This is a genomic window from Undibacterium sp. Ji42W (assembly GCF_049340405.1).
GTDB lineage: Bacteria > Pseudomonadota > Gammaproteobacteria > Burkholderiales > Burkholderiaceae_D > Undibacterium.
Window position 1 is genome coordinate 631,283 of the sequence record NZ_JBMPOV010000002.1, and the last position, 17,193, is coordinate 648,475.

Annotated in this window: 22 protein-coding genes; 6 read left to right on the top strand and 16 right to left on the bottom strand. The window is 51.5% G+C overall.

Annotation, left to right across the window (positions count from 1 at the left end; genetic code table 11):
• From ACO0LG_RS06080 to ACO0LG_RS06090, 3 genes are all read right to left on the bottom strand, one after another.
• Entirely contained in the window at nucleotides 1-930 is a 930-nt protein-coding gene (locus ACO0LG_RS06080) for an AraC family transcriptional regulator (protein ID WP_423024324.1), read from the bottom strand.
• 76 nt (nucleotides 931-1,006) lie between these two features.
• Entirely contained in the window at nucleotides 1,007-1,297 is a 291-nt protein-coding gene (locus tag ACO0LG_RS06085) for a hypothetical protein (RefSeq protein ID WP_423024326.1), read from the bottom strand.
• A 41-nt stretch (nucleotides 1,298-1,338) separates the two neighbouring features.
• Nucleotides 1,339-1,860 carry an SRPBCC family protein gene (locus ACO0LG_RS06090; RefSeq protein WP_423024328.1) on the bottom strand — a complete coding sequence of 174 codons (522 nt, stop codon included), beginning with the start codon at nucleotides 1,858-1,860 and terminating at the stop codon, nucleotides 1,339-1,341.
• 189 nt (nucleotides 1,861-2,049) lie between these two features.
• Here ACO0LG_RS06090 and ACO0LG_RS06095 point away from each other — a divergent pair, with 189 nt between their 5' ends.
• The 3 genes from ACO0LG_RS06095 (at nucleotide 2,050) to ACO0LG_RS06105 (ending at nucleotide 5,576) form a co-directional block, all read left to right on the top strand.
• Complete coding sequence (locus ACO0LG_RS06095) at nucleotides 2,050-3,690, top strand: DUF4214 domain-containing protein (RefSeq protein ID WP_423024330.1); 1,641 nt, start codon at nucleotides 2,050-2,052, stop codon at nucleotides 3,688-3,690.
• Nucleotides 3,691-3,834: 144 nt separating this feature from the next.
• Nucleotides 3,835-5,220 (top strand): ATP-dependent RNA helicase DbpA, encoded by a 1,386-nt coding sequence (gene dbpA, locus ACO0LG_RS06100; RefSeq protein ID WP_423024332.1) that lies wholly within the window; start codon nucleotides 3,835-3,837, stop codon nucleotides 5,218-5,220.
• Nucleotides 5,217-5,576 carry a hypothetical protein gene (locus tag ACO0LG_RS06105; RefSeq protein ID WP_423024334.1) on the top strand — a complete coding sequence of 120 codons (360 nt, stop codon included), beginning with the start codon at nucleotides 5,217-5,219 and terminating at the stop codon, nucleotides 5,574-5,576. The genes dbpA and ACO0LG_RS06105 overlap by 4 nt, the downstream gene beginning before the upstream one ends.
• 203 nt (nucleotides 5,577-5,779) lie before the next feature.
• Here the strand turns inward: ACO0LG_RS06105 and ACO0LG_RS06110 are convergent, their stop codons facing one another.
• The 3 genes from ACO0LG_RS06110 to ACO0LG_RS06120 all read right to left on the bottom strand — a co-directional run bounded on the left by ACO0LG_RS06110 (nucleotide 5,780) and on the right by ACO0LG_RS06120 (nucleotide 8,200).
• Nucleotides 5,780-6,583 carry an arylamine N-acetyltransferase family protein gene (locus tag ACO0LG_RS06110; protein WP_423024336.1) on the bottom strand — a complete coding sequence of 268 codons (804 nt, stop codon included), beginning with the start codon at nucleotides 6,581-6,583 and terminating at the stop codon, nucleotides 5,780-5,782.
• Complete coding sequence (locus tag ACO0LG_RS06115) at nucleotides 6,573-7,088, bottom strand: flavodoxin family protein (protein WP_423024338.1); 516 nt, start codon at nucleotides 7,086-7,088, stop codon at nucleotides 6,573-6,575. Before ACO0LG_RS06115 ends, ACO0LG_RS06110 begins: the two co-directional genes overlap by 11 nt.
• A 107-nt stretch (nucleotides 7,089-7,195) precedes the next feature.
• Entirely contained in the window at nucleotides 7,196-8,200 is a 1,005-nt protein-coding gene (locus ACO0LG_RS06120; RefSeq protein ID WP_423024340.1) for an NAD-dependent epimerase/dehydratase family protein, read from the bottom strand.
• A 176-nt stretch (nucleotides 8,201-8,376) separates the two neighbouring features.
• Between ACO0LG_RS06120 and ACO0LG_RS06125 the strand changes: the two genes are divergently transcribed.
• Complete coding sequence (locus tag ACO0LG_RS06125) at nucleotides 8,377-9,300, top strand: LysR family transcriptional regulator (protein ID WP_423024342.1); 924 nt, start codon at nucleotides 8,377-8,379, stop codon at nucleotides 9,298-9,300.
• A 12-nt stretch (nucleotides 9,301-9,312) separates the two neighbouring features.
• Here the strand turns inward: ACO0LG_RS06125 and ACO0LG_RS06130 are convergent, their stop codons facing one another.
• The 10 genes from ACO0LG_RS06130 to ACO0LG_RS06175 all read right to left on the bottom strand — a co-directional run bounded on the left by ACO0LG_RS06130 (nucleotide 9,313) and on the right by ACO0LG_RS06175 (nucleotide 14,130).
• Nucleotides 9,313-9,573: a hypothetical protein gene (locus ACO0LG_RS06130; protein WP_423024344.1), complete on the bottom strand. Its 261-nt coding sequence runs from the start codon at nucleotides 9,571-9,573 to the stop codon at nucleotides 9,313-9,315.
• Between the two features lie 24 nt (nucleotides 9,574-9,597).
• The gene (locus ACO0LG_RS06135) at nucleotides 9,598-9,945 is read right to left on the bottom strand and encodes a hypothetical protein (RefSeq protein ID WP_423024346.1); all 348 of its coding nucleotides are present in this window, start codon (nucleotides 9,943-9,945) and stop codon (nucleotides 9,598-9,600) included.
• Nucleotides 9,946-10,149: a hypothetical protein gene (locus ACO0LG_RS06140; protein WP_423024348.1), complete on the bottom strand. Its 204-nt coding sequence runs from the start codon at nucleotides 10,147-10,149 to the stop codon at nucleotides 9,946-9,948. It abuts the gene before it with no gap.
• Nucleotides 10,150-10,236: 87 nt separating this feature from the next.
• Nucleotides 10,237-10,383 (bottom strand): hypothetical protein, encoded by a 147-nt coding sequence (locus ACO0LG_RS06145; protein WP_423024350.1) that lies wholly within the window; start codon nucleotides 10,381-10,383, stop codon nucleotides 10,237-10,239.
• A gap of 25 nt (nucleotides 10,384-10,408) precedes the next feature.
• Nucleotides 10,409-10,555 (bottom strand): hypothetical protein, encoded by a 147-nt coding sequence (locus ACO0LG_RS06150; protein WP_423024352.1) that lies wholly within the window; start codon nucleotides 10,553-10,555, stop codon nucleotides 10,409-10,411.
• A gap of 180 nt (nucleotides 10,556-10,735) precedes the next feature.
• A complete protein-coding gene (locus tag ACO0LG_RS06155; protein ID WP_423024354.1) occupies nucleotides 10,736-10,906 on the bottom strand; it encodes a hypothetical protein in 171 nt (56 codons plus the stop codon).
• Nucleotides 10,907-10,921: 15 nt separating this feature from the next.
• Nucleotides 10,922-11,056: a hypothetical protein gene (locus ACO0LG_RS06160; RefSeq protein WP_423024356.1), complete on the bottom strand. Its 135-nt coding sequence runs from the start codon at nucleotides 11,054-11,056 to the stop codon at nucleotides 10,922-10,924.
• Nucleotides 11,057-11,090: 34 nt separating this feature from the next.
• A complete protein-coding gene (locus tag ACO0LG_RS06165; protein WP_423024358.1) occupies nucleotides 11,091-11,558 on the bottom strand; it encodes a GNAT family N-acetyltransferase in 468 nt (155 codons plus the stop codon).
• Nucleotides 11,559-11,713: 155 nt separating this feature from the next.
• Complete coding sequence (locus tag ACO0LG_RS06170; RefSeq protein ID WP_423024429.1) at nucleotides 11,714-13,021, bottom strand: NCS2 family permease; 1,308 nt, start codon at nucleotides 13,019-13,021, stop codon at nucleotides 11,714-11,716.
• Nucleotides 13,022-13,221: 200 nt separating this feature from the next.
• Entirely contained in the window at nucleotides 13,222-14,130 is a 909-nt protein-coding gene (locus ACO0LG_RS06175) for a LysR family transcriptional regulator (RefSeq protein WP_423024360.1), read from the bottom strand.
• Between the two features lie 213 nt (nucleotides 14,131-14,343).
• Here ACO0LG_RS06175 and gcl point away from each other — a divergent pair, with 213 nt between their 5' ends.
• Entirely contained in the window at nucleotides 14,344-16,119 is a 1,776-nt protein-coding gene (gcl, locus tag ACO0LG_RS06180; protein ID WP_423024362.1) for a glyoxylate carboligase, read from the top strand.
• Between the two features lie 108 nt (nucleotides 16,120-16,227).
• Nucleotides 16,228-17,007 (top strand): hydroxypyruvate isomerase, encoded by a 780-nt coding sequence (gene hyi, locus ACO0LG_RS06185; protein ID WP_423024364.1) that lies wholly within the window; start codon nucleotides 16,228-16,230, stop codon nucleotides 17,005-17,007.
• Nucleotides 17,008-17,193: the final 186 nt, after the last annotated feature.

Consider the following 17,193-nt stretch of genomic DNA (forward strand, 5'->3'; position numbering starts at 1 on the left):
CTATTTCTGCAAGGGCAGGAAGATGTCCGTCACCATCAGGTGTTCAGGCACGTCAGGGAAGAAGCTGATGCGTTGGAAGAACAGGGGAAAGTCGCGCAAATTGCGCTCGCTTTGTGGCAGCCAGCTGTTATATAAAAAGCGCACGACATTTCCCAGTTCAGCATCACTGCCGGTATGCCTTATGACCGCACATTCGCCAGCGGGGATAGTCTTGTCGATGATACCGTGCTCATTCTGTGCTACTGGCGCAGTGACTGCCGCTGCGAGGTCAAAGCGAAAATCGGCAGCGGGTGTTTGCTCAGGATCATCATAGATAAGATTAAAAGTCGCGCTGACGCTGGGTGGCAGTTTGTTGAGCTTGCGCCACGCAATGAAGCGCTGGATGCTGTTGGGCAGCAAGCCGGGCGCGCCGCGGTGTTCTAGCACGGCGATACGGGTTTCAGGGAAGCTGACGATGCGTACATCGCTGTGTTGATAAGTCATGGGCATATGCTGTTCTCTCAATTGGATCAAGGTTGAATTGCTGTCTTGCCAGTTGTCCCACCGAGGCTGTTTCCTGAATTGCGCAGGGCTCAATCCCAGGCTTTTTTTAAAAGCACGGGAAAAAGCTTCACTGCTTTCATAGCCATTATCCAGCGCGATATGGATCACCTGTTTATGGCTGCGAAAGGCCAGTTCATACATGGCCTTTTTAAGTCTCAATAGCTGCACATAACGAAATGCCGCCAGACCAAAATATTCAGAAAACTGCCGGTGGAAATGAAATTTTGAGAAAGCCGCGACTGCACTTAAACGCTCCACCGACAAGTCTTCATCCAGATGGGTATCGATGTACTGCAACACACGCAGCATGCGCTCTTGGTAATTGGATTCACTCAATGATTTCTCCCTGACAGACTGCAGAATAACCAGCCTCCAGCGATGCCGCATGATAGTTCTTGCTCAGTTCTGTCTTGCTCAAATCTGTTTTGCTCAGCTCTATATTGCTCAGTTCTGTATTGCTGCGTCAGTCATGCCGGTGACGCAGGCGTTCCAGCAAAGCCTGTTCACAGAGTTTGAACAGTATGTAGGCAGCCATGGCAGCACAGGCTGACAATATAAGTTCAAGCAATTGTTGCAAACCACCTTCGACCAGGCCTATCCAGCCATTGTCGAGCAGATATTCAGCATTGGCACTGAACAGGTGGACGATGTCGAAAGACAGCTTGCCGAATACCACGAAGCTCAGGGTCAGCAACAAAAAACTGGCAAGACTATGCTGGCATAACCAGGTATAGAATTTTCGCTGTCTTGGCATATGCTGTCCTTTCAGTTGTTCTGGTCGTGCAGCAAGCCCGTTCAGGTCTTCTCGACGATACTTTTGAGGCTATGCAAGCCCTCATCAAATTTGCCACCCACCATTTTATCCATGCTGAAAAACAGACTCATGAGTTTGGACATGAAATTGCAAGGGCCAAACATGGCATGGCTGACGACCGTGCTGCCATCTTTTTCTTCAAGGTGGAACTCGATAGTGTTTTGCGCAGCAAATGGCTTATAGAAATTGATTTGCAGGCGCAGGTAATCATGAGGCCGGGTTTCCAAAATTTCCATCTTGCCTTCGCCCAGGTCTTTGTTTCCCTTCCACGCATAAACCGCTCCCTGCCCCTGCGCAGCACCGCTATAGGTGCGCTGTACAGCCGGATCAGCTTTTTCCCAGGGAGACCAGGCTTCCCATTCGTGAAAATCATTAATCAGGGGAAAAATCTGTTCAGGCCTGGCCTGGAATGCGAGAGACCGCTCGATACGAAAATGATCCGGCCTGGTGGAGACATACAGCAAGAGGGCAGCGAACAAAAGCAAGATGATGGTCATGATCATGAATGTCTCCTGAATGTTGCTAACAGCTTAATTTGTCTGAGGCCTATTTACCAGCATTGCATGCAGTGCCCAGTATATTTTGCTTACAAAAGTTACTGTCAAAGTGCACTCATGTGCCTGTGATTGCTGTGTTTCAGGCAACAAACTGGCTATACTAATACTATTCTCCGTTAATTTACCCATCTTCCTATGCCATTACCGAGCGATGCAGGCCAGACCACCAACTTCACGCTAACTGGCGTCACTCTGCTTGATGCGCTGCTCCATGGCATCAAATGGGGTGGCCTCAATGGTGCAGTTGTTACCTATAGCTTTCCTTGGACTGCGGGTGAATCCTATTTTTATGGACGCAACAGTTCCAGCAGCTACACCTCGGACAATGAACCGGGTGCCAGCCACATGGCGCTCAGCCTGGAACAGCAAAACGCCACCAAGGCTGCCATGCAGGCATGGACCAATGTCGCTGACATACAGTTTGTACAGGTTGCTGACAACAGCACCAGTGCAGGAAATATCCGCGTTGCCTGGACTTCATTTGCGGACACCACTTCGACAGGTGACAAAGCCTGGGGCTGGGCTTACAGGCCAAGCAGCGTCAGTCCTTCTGGCGGGGACATCTGGCTGTCTGGCAACGGCAATAAAACCAATACCAACTGGAGCGTGGGTTCATTCAATTATTCGTCATTGATACATGAGCTTGGTCATGCGCTCGGGCTCAAGCACCCTTTCGAGGGTGATGTGGTCTTGCCTGCCGCCTTTGATACGGCACAATATTCCATCATGTCTTACACGGAACAAGCCAATGACATGTTCAGGACCATTACTTATGATGCCTCGGGCAAACCCTCGTTCAGCTTCAAATACATCGTGCCGGAAACACCGATGGTGCTGGATATCGCTGCCATGCAATATGCGTATGGTGCCAATAACAGTTACCGGACCGGTGACGATGCATATACCTTCGACCCGAATACTCCTTTCCTGAAAACCATCTGGGATGCCGGTGGGAATGACACGATTTCTGTCGCCAACTTTACCCTTGGCTGCATGATTGACCTTACCCCGGGCAGTTATTCTGACATACGCATGGTATCTGCGCCCAATCCGCCTGGCTATACCGGTGGCACGGTACCAACTTACGATGGCAGGCAAAATCTCGGTATTGCCTATGGTGCCTATATAGAGAATGCGATAGGCGGTGCGGGCAATGACACTTTGTATGGCAACAAGCTCAACAACAGCTTTACAGGCAATGGCGGCAACGATGCAATTGATGGTGATCTGGGCCTCGATACCGCCATCTACAACGGTCTGCACACAAATTACAGTGTCAGCGTCAAAGGGGGCACTGCGGTAGTCGCTGCCAAAACTGGCACTGAAGGCACGGATACTCTGGTCAACGTAGAGCGCCTGCATTTTACCGATGAAAACATTGCCCTTGATATCAATGGCGTTGCCGGGCAGGCTTACCGCCTGTACCAGGCGGCCTTTGACCGCAAGCCAGACTTGAAAGGCCTGGGTTATTGGATCAATGATATGGACCAGGGTTCCAGCCTGACGACGGTAGCGGCTGGCTTCATGTTGTCGGCTGAATTCCAGAAACTATATGGCACTAAACCCACGAATACCGTGCTGGTCACCAATTTTTACCAGAATGTCTTGCACCGTACACCAGACCTGGCTGGTTTCAATTACTGGCTGGACCAGCTCAACACCAATAAAATCACTGCTGCCGGTGCCCTTGCCAGCTTTTGTGAAAGCGCCGAAAACCAGGCTCTGGTCATAGGTTCTATACAAAATGGCATTGAATATCTGGTCTGGCCTGCATAAACACGCAGTAATAGCCAGTTTCAGTCTTTCCTGCACCAAAGCCTGCCACACTGGCGGCAGCTTACCCTACAATGACGACATATTCGCCAGGCTGCTTATAAACTAAGCAGCCTGTTGTCGTCGTCTTCATACAAAATACCTTCCATGTCAGAATCCACAGCCTTCAATACCCTGCCGCTATCCGCCCCCATGCTCGCCAATCTGGACAGCCTGGGCTACAAGGAAATGACAGCGATACAGGCAGCCAGCCTGCCCATCATCTTGCAACAGCAAGACCTGATCGCCCAGGCCAAGACCGGTAGCGGCAAGACCGCCGCCTTTGGCATAGGCATGCTGGCCAAACTTAATCCCACTTATTTTGCAGTACAAGGGTTGGTGATTTGCCCTACGCGCGAGCTGGCTGACCAGGTCGCCAATGAATTGCGCCGCCTGGCCAGGACCATGCCGAACGTCAAGATCGTCACTCTGTGCGGTGGCACGGCCATGCGGCCACAGATTGCCTCGCTCGAATATGGTGCCCACATCGTGGTGGGTACACCTGGCCGCCTGATCGACCATATCAGCCGCAACACGATTAACCTGAAAACCGTACAAACCCTGGTGCTGGATGAAGCCGACCGCATGGTCGATATGGGCTTTTATGATGATATCTACGATATCGTCGCTGCCACCCCCACGCGCCGGCAAACCCTGCTGTTCTCGGCTACCTACCCGGATGATATACGCCAGGCCAGCGAACAATTGTTGCGCGACCCCGTGGAAATCAAGGTTGAATCACAGCACGCCGCCAATCATATCGAGCAAATGTTTTACCTGGTCACACCAGAAGGGCGCAATACCGCTGTCGCCACGCTGCTGCATCATTACCAGCCGACATCCACCATTGCCTTTTGCAATACCAAGATCCATTGCCGCGAACTGACAGAAGAATTACATGCCCAGGGCATCAGCGCCCTGGCCTTGCATGGCGACCTCGAACAGCGCGACCGTGATGAAGTGCTGATACGCTTCGCCAATCAAAGCTGTTCAGTCCTCGTCGCCACCGACGTCGCCGCCCGCGGCCTCGACATACAAACTCTGGGGGCCGTCATCAATGTCGATGTCTCCAAAGACACCGAAGTCCACATCCACCGCATAGGCCGAACAGGCCGCGCCGGTGAAAAAGGCCTGGCCCTGAGCCTCGCCACCCCAGGTGAAAAGAAGTGGGTCAAACTGATCGAAGAATATCAGGGTGAATCCGTCAGTTGGGGTGATATCCACACAATTGAAGCGGGCCCGGAACGAGACTTGCAAGCCCCGATGATGACCATCTGCATCATGGGCGGCAAAAAAGACAAACTCCGCCCTGGCGACTTACTCGGCGCATTAACTGCTGATCTGGGTTTGAAAAAAGAACAGGTAGGCAAAATCAATGTCTCGGAATTTGTGACTTACGTCGCCATCGACAGGCAGGTTGCTGAAAAGACGATGGACAGGCTGAGCCGTACTAATATCAAGGGCAGGCAATTCAGGATGCGGATTATTGATTGATAGCGGCGTTAAGAAATATCAATAGCAATTGGATTGATGGTTCTGTTGGGGTAGTTGCAGTTGCAGTTGCAGTTGCAGTTGCAGTTGCAGTTGCAGTTGCAGTTGCAGTTGCAGTTGCAGTTGATTTTGACTTTCTGCAGTTCCCATGTGTAGACGCCGTTTGTGCGGTACAGAAAATGGAAAAAGAAGAGCCGATGTCTGAGCGTAGCGAGTTTCGGATCTTCCCATTTTTTGTACTGCATAAACGGGAACCCCGCAGGGGCGGCTACGCCTGGGTCGCCTTTTTGGCACACCTTTTTGGCGAAGCAAAAAGGTGTGTAGCCGCCGGTCTACCACCGGCCTGCAATCTTAAATGACGTGTGCAGGTATTTGAAATATCAGATACGTAAGAAACACAAATCTGAAACTAACTAACTTCACGCTCTGCCAAAAACAACGCTGGAGCGCCAGCCCGCTGGATTCCTGCCAAAAACACGCAGGAATGACGTAGCTAAGATTGCGATAAATCGTAGAGGTAAGTAGTGCGAAACACGATAAATCAGATTTGAGAAATTATTTCCTACGCCTGCCTCACCAATAACTTCCCAACATCCACATCCCCCGCCAATTTCATCCCAAAATACTTGAGCAACAAGACCCTGTATTCATCTTCACTATGGATAGTATGCACATGTCGCCCCTCCTCATCCGTGATGATGCATTTGTTATTCGACATGCTGATACGCCCCGTTAAAGTCGCGATAGAGCAAATCGATTTTTGCGTGAAATGCGATAAAGGCGAAGTCTGTTGATATTCACACATTGCAAAAAAATTACTGATCGCATAAGCCTGCAAACTGAAGCGGTATTGTGCATGCCCGGCACCACCATTCCTGGCCTGCATGAGTACATAGTGCGCATCACCATCCGCAAGCAGATAATAGTGCGAGCCCAGTTCATGTACGCCTTCACCATTCAATTGCAGCGGTGTACGGAAGCAATCGCCAAAACCCACATCAGCCAAATAATCCTGCCCATCCACATGCACCAGCAAGAGCATGTGGTCAAAGTCCGGCCCGTAATCCTTGCCATTATGAACGCGGGCAGACAAGCGGCTGACGCCAAAACCCAGGGTTTCCAGCAGTAGTGCAAAAGCCTGGTTCAGTTCATAACAAAAACCACCACGGCCTTGTCGCAATAATTTATCCAGCAAGGCATCCGTCGATAAATCCAGCTTGTTACCAAGGCTGATATCCAGGTTTTCAAAAGCGATTTTTTGCAGATGCGCTTGATGCAAGGCAGTCAGTGTCCCCAGATCAGCATTGCGTGAGCCCTGATAGGCGAGCCTGTGCAGATAGGCTCCAAGCTGTGCTTCATTCAGCATGCAGGGTCTCCGTGAATTTTTCTATGACAAGCGCATGCTCGGCATGAATGAAATCATCCTGACAGCTTGCATACAACATGCCTTCATATGCCATGCCGAGATAGTCAAAAGTATGCTGGAACATTTGCTCAAAGCAGGCGGCGGGGATGGCATCGTAACCTGTGCCCAGCAGAGCGGCCTTCTTTGTACGCAATTGCCGCCCCAGGTCTTTTTCGACTTTCAGCAGGTCCGAAATCCTGTCCATGAAAGCTTTCATGATGGCGCTGGGAGAGTACCAGTACATCGGCGTCGCAAGTATGATGCGGTCGAAGCTGAGTACCTGTTTCATCAGCGCCAAAAAATCATCGTCACGGTTTCTGAACTCATAATCAAAAGGAGCTATCCGGTATTGATTAAGATCGATGACACTGGCCTTGAGTTTGCTGGCAATGGCGAATGCCAGTTCGGCAGTATTGCCCGTGCTTCTGGAGCTGCCAACGATAATAACAGTGCGGGTTTCAGGCATGGTTGCGATACACAATCAACAAGAACGAAACCTGAATATACTCCGCTATGGCATTTCTTGCAGAGCAGACCTCTACAGAAAATCAGCGAGCAAGCTGCCTGTCCCTGTCAAAATTCGCTTCGCTTGCCTGTACCGGTCTCCAGCAAGAAATCATTGCCTGCTTGTGGTTTCTTCACATAGCCACGCAAGGCATCCTGCAGACTGCTGGTCGATATCTTACCGAGTAATTTTTCAAGTTTGTCACCTTGCAATTGATGCGGACGCTGCCACAGGTAGCGCATTTTGATGGCGGCGCGCAGCATGGGAGAAAACAGGCCTACGGCCTGCATCAGCCACCAGGGCATGGCTTTGGCTTTGAGCGGGCGGCCACTCAATTGCTCCAGTGCGGCATGCACTTCCTTGCCGCTGGCAGTAATGCCAGGGTAATGCATGACCTCGAAAGCAGGCAAACGATCACGCTGCTCAGCAACGCGCACGAATATCCTGGCCAGATCGGGCAGGTAGGCCCAGGCATGCGGCACATCATCTGGCCCCATGTGGGTGACCACACCTTTGGCAAGTGACTTGGTGATCGCCATGTCCAGCCAGGTGCCAGTGCCACCAATGAAATCACCGGCGCGTAAAATCACGCAGCGCAAGCTCTGCTGGGCGGCAGCAGCCAGGCTTTCTTCCATGGCGATGCGTTGTGCCGCCTTGGGGATATTGGCGACAAAGGGTGTGTCTTCTGCCAGCACTGCAGGCAAATCAGCCCCAAAGTTATACACATTGCCCGGCACCATCAGCAAAGCCTGGGTGGTGCTAGCAATGCGTATGACAGCATCTGTGGTTGGTGGCAACAGGCTTTCCCAGCGGGTATAGTCGGGATTCACCGCATGCACCACCACATCCACCCTGGGTACCGCAGCCAGTATGCTTGCAGTGTCGAGTACATCACATTGCAGGAACTCTATATTTTTCTGCTGTAGCTCATCGCCAGTTGAGCGTGCCTGGGCAATCACGCGCCAGCCTGCGGCGGCAAAGGCCTCAACCGCAACCTGCCCCAGGCGGCCTTTGGCGCCGAGTATCAGCACTGAGGGTGATTGAGCATTGTTCGCTTTGGATGCAAGATTCATGAGAGGCTCCGGTGATGTGCTTGTCAGACAAAATAAGTAATGCAGGCATTTTCAATCTGGCAGGATGTATTTACAATCGACATAAATACATAAGTTCTATTCAAATTTGAATACCTTGATTTGCGTTTTTTTGCCGTTTTTTGCGTATCTTTAGCCTGTCCTCATGATGGAATAACATGTCCAAGCTCACTTTTGATCCCAGTCAGACTGACTGGAACCTGATACGCAGTTTTGTTGCGGTCGTAGAACAGGGTTCGCTGACGCGTGCTGCCGAAGTTCTGGGCTTGAGCCAGCCTACCCTGTCACGCCAGATTGCGGAGCTGGAGGGCAGCATAGGTGCAGCCTTGTTTGAAAGAGTAGCGCGTGGCCTGAAATTGACCAGTACCGGTGAAAACCTGGTAGAACCTGCCCGTTACATGATGACAGCTGCGCGCTCACTGGGTATGGCTGCAGCAACCCAGAATAATGGTTTACGCGGCACGGTCAGGATCACTGCCAGCGAGATGGTGTCCGGCTTTGTCTTGCCAGCGCTGCTGCGCGAGCTGGCGCAATTGCATCCGGAAATCCAGATAGAACTGGTGGCCAGTAACCAGGTCAGCAATTTGCTGGAACGTGAAGCCGATATCGCCATACGCATGATACGGCCAGCGCAGTCTGCCCTGATTGCCCGCCACCTGACAGACTGGCCCATAGGAATGTATGGACACAGGGATTATCTGGCAGGCTTGCCAGTCCTGCCATCAAAAAACCAGACAGCTACACTGGCGTTGATGCAAAAATTTCGCTGGCTGGGGCTGGATCAGTCTGACCAGTTTATCGCTGGCTTTCGCGCGGCGGGCATACAGATAGACCGCAGCTTTTTCGACTTCCGTTGCGATAACTACCTGGTCAACTGGCAGGCGATACAACAAGGCCTGGGGATAGGCATCGCCATGCGCTGGTTGGCAGAGCGCAATGCTGACCTGGAACAGGTGCTGGTCGAACAGGAGCTGCCATCCCTGCCCGTATGGTTGACCACACATCGCGAACTCAAGTCCAGCAAGCGTATCAGGACGGTATTTGATTTTCTGGCTGAAGGTTTATTGCAGCACAGGTTTTAGCAGGTACTGATTTTAGCAACCACAGATAATATACTGATCGATATCGAATAAATACCAGCGTCCGCCTGCATTCACAAATATCGCTCTGTCAGCGGGCTGATGGATGGCACTGGCTAGCATGATGCCGCGGTGCCAGGCTTGAGCGATGACAAAATCGGCAACGCCATCCTTGTCCAGATCTATGCTGGTGATGCTGGCCTGAGAAAAGTGTTCGAAGCTGTTCGACTTTGCCTTGGTATCGTATTGCAGATTGACTGGCGCTTGTGTCGTCACTTTTGCCAGCCCCTGTAAGGCGGTTCATTGATTACGGGTGTAAAAATACAAGAGCGCTTCATCTTTGGCCTTGGCGCTGGATTTGGCTTGCAAGCTTTCCAGCTTTCTTTGCGCCAGGCTTTTCACAGGCTCAGTTTGGTCTTCAGATTCTATGAAACGAAAACCCTGCTTGCAGTTATCCAAACCCACGCTGTACTTCAAATTGGAACTGACTGAAGTAAAACGCCCACTGAGCATCACGCTATGTTTACTAACAGGCTTTGGCAGGAACACATCGGTCTTGCCCAAGTCCCACCAGCCTATTACATAGTTACCCGCCGGTTCGTACTCATTCCAATAGGGGCCACCGACGGGCTTGATGGCATAGGGCAACTAATATTGCCTGGACATCTCTTCAGGCTTGGCAAAAGGCTTACCCAGATCATCCAGCGATTTGAAATACGATGGTGCGGCAATAGGCAAATCCAGTTGCCGCACCATGACCAGCACGCCGGGATAAAACAGGGAGGAATGCAAACGGGCTGTTGCCTCAGTGGTCTTTTTACCGGGTAACTCTTCCGGCTTTGCCAGTTTCAATATGTCGTCCCACGGCGCAGGAGGCTGAAATAAGGCGAATCTGGTTCGATGACACCGGCCATCATGCGCTGTTTCATGGCTTCAAATTCAAGAATAGGGTAGCGCTTGAGCGCTGGCCGCTTTTTCCCCGGCGATTTGATTGTCTGCCGTTTCCAGCGCTTTTTGTTGTGGGCTGAGCATGGTCTCCTGAAAATAAGAGCCAGCATCTTGCATACGCTTTAAACTGGGGGCCATCCAGAAACTGCGCGCCGAAAAATAATTAGTGCTCGCCAGTCCGGTTATTACTATCGACAAAGTCTTCCAGCCGTAAAGCCTTGTCACCCAATAAATAACAGGCAACAAAACCATGCTGGTCTGCGCCCCAGGTGATGGCACAAAATTTGGCACTGGATGCAGCGACATCCACTTGTACCTGCGTATTTGTCAGCAGATGCGTCGCACTTCAGCATTCGCTTCTGGTTTCGCGCGCACATTGACCCAGGAGCTATGCACCCAGCGTGTCTCACTGGCTTATGCTTGCCTGTCATTACAGAGCAGACCAGCGGCCAATAATAAAACAGAGCCAAGAGATTTTTTCATGGCCACTTCAGATCAGGGACTGCATATACTCAAACGCGGCTTGTGCCAGGGTGGGAGATTTCTTGCCATACGTTGCGCTCAGTGCCACCCATTCTTTCATGGGGCAGCCTTGGCCTGAGGGATCCCACAAGACCGCATCCGCCAGCGTAATCGCCTTCGCATGGGCACCACCTGTCAATTTGAATACAACCGTCTATCTATGCCATGCGACGAAAGCTTTGCCATTGATTTTGAGACATATTTTGCCCAACATCTGACCAGGTTCTGCGGAGGCTGCTGTCGTCAGTTTGTTGACCAGTTTGTCATATTCGGTCTGTACATCGCTCATGTTTCAGCTCATCGCATCATCTGCTCATGCTAACTCAACTGATAGTAAAGATATAGGATCGGTTTGCCCCTGATTCAGGCGCGGGATCAAGGGCTGGTACCCAGCCCAGAGACTCGTAAAGACGGATGGCGCTGTGCATACTGTCCCAGGTATCGAGATACAGGGTTTTCAACCCCCTTTGTTTCGCTTGCGACATCAATGCTGTCAACAAGGCGCGCCCTATGCCTTTGCCACGATAGCGGTGATCAACATGAAAGCCAAACACTTTTGCTTCTTGCGCATTTGCCGTTTCAAACGCTTCCAGGGCGATGCAGCCGCACACCTGCTGATTCAATTCGGCAACCAGTTCGACGAGATTTTTACTGGCGGGCAAACCCGCTGAACCTATGGCGGCATCCAGACCATCAAACTCAACCACGAGGTTGAAATCTGCCAGTGATGCCTGCACCAGCTTGCGTATCTGCAAGTTATCTGCTTCTCCCGCACTTCTTACGATTACCATGTTTACTCCAGCTAATTTATTCCTGATCTTCTTGTCAGAATATGATGGAGTATGCAGCAAATATTATATGGTTCTGCATTTCATAAAAATATCGCAAAAAAAACAGCGCAGTTTTCTGCGCTGTCTTTAACTGTAACTTAGTTTTTATACTTGCTTCAACCTGCACCGAGATAAACGAATTTGAACAGGAATATTGTCGCTATCGCCCAGACAATGATCTTGACTTCTTTGGCGCGTCCGCTCAACAATTTCAGGACAGCAAATGCAATAAAACCAAATGCGACACCGGTTGCAATCGAATAAGTAAAAGGCATCAGCAAAGCAGTGATAGCGGCAGGCACGCTTTCTGTGGTGTCTGTCCAGTCGATTTCAACCAGTTCACGCAACATCAGGCAAGACACATAGAATAACGCTGGGGCAGTAGCACAGAATGGCACGACGCTGGCCAGCGGCGCAATGAACAGACAGGCCAGGAACAGCAGGCCAACAGCCACGGCTGTCAAACCTGTACGGCCTCCGGCTTCCACACCGGCTGCACTTTCTATATAAGCCGTTGTGCTGGAAGTGCCCAAAAAAGAGCCTGCAACGATAGCCGTGCTGTCAGCCAGCAGTGCCTTGTTCAGTCTTTCCATTTTGCCGTTGACCAGCAAACCGGCACGGCTGGCAACGCCCATCAAAGTACCTGTTGCATCAAACAATTCCACCAGAAAAAATACCAGTACGACATTCAGGATACCGACGGACAGTGCCCCCATGATATCCAGCTTGAACAGGGTAGGGTCAAGCGAAGGCGGCATCGACACCACACCGTGGAAGGTATTACCGGCAAAGAAAAAACTCAACACTGTCACGCTCAGAATGCCGATCAGAATTGAACCTTTGATACGGTAGCGGTCCAGCGCCACGATGAGGAAGAAACCCAGTATTGCCAAAATGGGCTGTGGCTTGTGCAGGTCACCGATACCCACCATGGTCGCGGGATTGGCAACCACAATACCGGAATTTTTCAGTGCGATCAGACCCAGGAACAAGCCTATACCCACCGTGATGGCGGTACGTATGGAATGTGGTATGCCATTGACGATCATCTCACGCAGGCGGAACACACTGACTGCGACAAACAGGCAGCCCGATATGAAGACCGCACCCAGCGCTGCCTCCCACGGTATACCCATCCCCTTGACGACTGCATAGGTAAAGTAAGCATTCAGACCCATGCCCGGTGCCAGCGCCATAGGGTAGTTGGCATACAGGCCCATGATCATGGTACCGATTGCGGCCGCCACACAGGTCGCAACAAAGACTGCATCCTTGGGCATGCCAGCATCGCCAAGGATAGAGGGATTGACGAAAATGATATACGCCATGGTCAGGAAAGTCGTCAGACCTGCCAGTAATTCTGTACGTACATCGGTACCGTTTTCTCTTAACTTGAAAAATTTGTCGAGAAAGGAAAGCTGCACAGGGCTGTGATTGACAGGCCTGTTGCTATCTTGTGCAGCCGGAATTTGCTCGGAAGTTAACACGTTTGTCTCCTCAATTTTGGATATACCAATTGAACATAATTAGAATTTATGAAAGGACGATATCCTAATTTTTTCAAAGTCCAAGCTGAGGAATATCTATAGATGCTATTTGAATTTGAATATGTGTATGGTTTTCATTAATTCTTTAACCAATAATCCGGCTGTGCATAGATAGCTTTCAGGGTATCAATAAAAAAGCGCGTCTTCACCGGCAAATGCCGTTGTTGCGGGTACACAGCGACGATGTCGTATTGCGGCAAGGCATAGTCATCAAGCACGGTCATCAATTCGCCAGAGATCAGTTGCGCCTGTATCTCCCAAGAAGAGCGCCAGGCCAGGCCCAGGTCTTCGCAAGCCCAGCGATGTAGCAATTCACCATCATTGCAATCGAGATTGCCAGCCACCTTGATGGTCACAGGCTTGCCGTTTTGCTGGAAATACCAGCCGCGTTGTTGCCCACCCTGCAAGTTGAACGCCAGGCAATTGTGCTGTGCCAGGTCTTCCAGCGTGCGCGGTATGCCATGTCGCTCAAAATAGGCTGGTGTGCCGCAGACCACGCGGCGGTTACTGGCCAGCTTCACGGCAACAAAATTGGGATCGATATTGCCGCCGATGCGTATGCCCAGGTCATAACCCTCCCGTATCAGATCGACCACCCTGTCTGTCAGGTTGAAGGAAATCTGCACGGCAGGATTGGCCTTGACGAATAGCGGCGCATGCGGTGCCACATGCTTGCGCCCGAATGCGGCGGGAGCTGAGACGATCAGATGGCCGGTAGCCTTGTGCCGTCCTTCAGACACCAGTTGATCGGCATAACCCAGGTCAGCCAGTAACTTACGGCAATGATCAAGATAAACCGTGCCCTGCTCTGTCAACGTCAGATGACGCGTGCTGCGGTGCATGAGCTTGACGCCCAGGCGTTTTTCCAGTGCATCGATGCGGCGGCCCAGCATGACCGGGGTGATGTTCTGGCCCAGCGCTGCGCGGGCCAGGCTGCCTTTTTCAACTACATCGACGAAGGCTTCGATTTGGGTGAGTTTGTCCATGGTTTATCCATGTGAATTTGGCATGAAAACCTCTCACCACAGAGACACCGAGGCACAGAGGGGGCACAGAGAAATCTTGAGATGGCTTTATTATTCCATACTTATAGTATCGAATAAAGCGAGAATTTGTCTTCTTATCAGTAGCCTATTTTGCCTTTAGCATGTGTTTCAAGATCTGCATACACACGACGAATAGCAAAACTGGAGAGCGAAATGGCAAAGATGACAGCTGCGCAAGCGGCGGCTTATGTGTTGGAAAAAGAAGGCGTGCATCAGGCATTTGGGGTGCCGGGTGCGGCGATTAACCCGTTTTATGCGGCTTTGAAGAAACAGGGCACCATCAAACACATACTGGCGCGCCATGTTGAGGGGGCTTCCCACATGGCCGAAGGCTATACCCGTGCCCAGGCTGGCAATATTGGCGTCTGCATAGGCACCTCCGGCCCGGCGGGGACGGATATGATTACCGGCTTGTATTCTGCCCAGGCAGATTCCATACCCATACTCTGTATTACTGGCCAGGCACCCAGGGCAAGGTTGTACAAGGAAGACTTCCAGGCAGTGGATATAGAATCCATTGCCAAGCCTGTCACCAAGTGGGCGGTAACGGTGCGTGAACCGGCGCTGGTGCCTATGGTATTCCAGCAAGCTTTTCATCTCATGCGCTCTGGCCGCCCTGGCCCTGTTCTGATTGATTTGCCATTTGATGTACAAATGGCCGAAATAGAATTTGACCCGGACACTTACCAGCCACTGGAAGTGTATAAACCCAAGGCCACCCGCGCCCAGATAGAAAAAGCCCTGGCCATGCTCAATGATGCAGAGCGCCCGCTGATCACCGCTGGTGGCGGCATCGTCAATGCCAATGCCTCAGCCTTGCTGGTGGAATTTGCCGAGCTGACTGGCGTGCCTGTGATACCTACCCTGATGGCCTGGGGGACAATTGCGGATGACCACCCGTTGATGGTGGGCATGGTGGGCTTGCAAACCAGCCACCGTTATGGCAACGCCACCATGCTGGCATCTGACTTTGCGCTGGGCATAGGCAATCGCTGGGCCAATAGACATACAGGTTCCATCGATGTGTTTACCAAGGACAGGAAGTTTGTCCACATCGACATAGAACCCACGCAAATCGGCCGCGTGTTTGGCCCCGACTTTGGCATCGTCTCGGATGCTGGCGCAGCATTAAAATTGTTCATCGAAGTCGCCAAAGAATGGAAAGCTGCAGGCAAACTCAAAGACCGTTCTGCCTGGCTAGCAGAATGTCAGGAGCGCAAACGTACGATGCTGCGCCGCACGCATTTTGATCATGTGCCGGTAAAGCCGCAGCGCGTGTATGAAGAAATGAACAAGGCTTTTGGCCGCGAAACCTGCTATGTCAGCACCATAGGTTTGTCGCAAATCGCTGCCGCACAATTCCTGCATGTGTATTACCCGCGCCACTGGATCAACTGCGGCCAGGCCGGCCCTCTGGGCTGGACAATACCAGCAGCCCTTGGCGTTTGCGCTGCTGACCCGCAGCGCCAGGTGGTTGCCATCTCTGGCGATTATGATTTCCAGTTCATGATAGAAGAACTGGCAGTAGGCGCGCAATTCAAGCTGCCTTACCTGCATGTGGTCGTCAACAATTCTTACCTGGGTTTGATACGCCAGTCACAGCGTGGTTTTGACATGGATTATTGCGTGCAACTGGCATTTGAAAACATCAATGCACCAGAACTGAATGGCTATGGAGTTGATCACATTGCCGTGGTCGAAGGCCTGGGCTGCAAAGCCATACGTGTGACGGAACCCAGCGCGATTGCAGATGCCTTTGCCCAGGCCCAGCGCTGGATGCAAGAGTTCCGCGTGCCTGTGGTCGTTGAAATCATACTTGAGCGCGTGACCAATATCGCCATGGGCACCGAGATCAGCAACATCAATGAGTTTGAAGAGCTGGCAACGGAAGATGGTCATGCGCCAACAGCGATAGCTTTGCTCGATTAAACAATGAGCAAAAAATGTTCAGGTACCGGACCTCCCCGCCCGTTACCCCGTGAACTCCCGTGGCCTGACTGCGGGAGGCTTACGGTTACTCATCTACAAGGATATGCGATGACCAGACTGGCCGCCAATCTCAGCATGTTGTTTACCGAACATGTATTCCTCGACCGCTTTGCCGCTGCCGCGCAGGCAGGCTTCAAGGCTGTGGAATTTTTGTTCCCCTATGACTTTGAAGTAAAACAGATCGCAGAGAAACTGCAGGAAAATAATCTGCAACTGGTGTTGCACAACCTGCCCGCAGGTAACTGGGAAGCCGGTGAACGTGGTATCGCCTGCCACCCTGACCGTGTCGATGAATTCCGCCAGAGTGTGGACATTGCCATCGCTTATGCAAAAGCCTTGAATGTCACGCAACTGAATTGCCTGGTCGGCATACGCCCGGCAAATGTCAGCGCACAAGAAGCAGAGCAAACCCTGGTCAGCAATCTTCGTTATGCGGCGGACAAACTGAAGGCCGCAAATATCAGCCTGCTCATCGAAGCCATCAATACCTACGACATACCTGGCTTCTTTTTATCCGGCACACAACAGGCACTCGATTTGATACGTGCCACCGGCTCAGACAATATTTTCGTGCAATACGACATCTATCATATGCAGCGCATGGAAGGTGAACTGATCAATACCATCAAAAATAATCTGGGCAAGATCAAACATATACAACTGGCCGACAACCCTGGCCGCTTTGAACCGGGCACAGGCGAAATCAATTACCGCACCCTCTTCGCCGCACTGGCCGACATGGGTTACCAGGGCTGGGTGGGTTGCGAATACAAACCACAGAACGGCACTGTCGCTGGACTGGACTGGATTAAATCGCACGGACTCTAAGAGAAAGACCATTAACCACGGAGGCACAGAGGAAGGAAAGACTTCTTGCAAGAAGTCTTCGTTACGCAGGCGAGTGGCATGCCACTCGAATCCCCTGCTACACCACAGAGGAAAAGCAAAGAGAGGAATCTTGTTGATGTACGTGACTTAGGAAAAATTTGTTTTTCTCCTGCCTTTCTCTGTGTC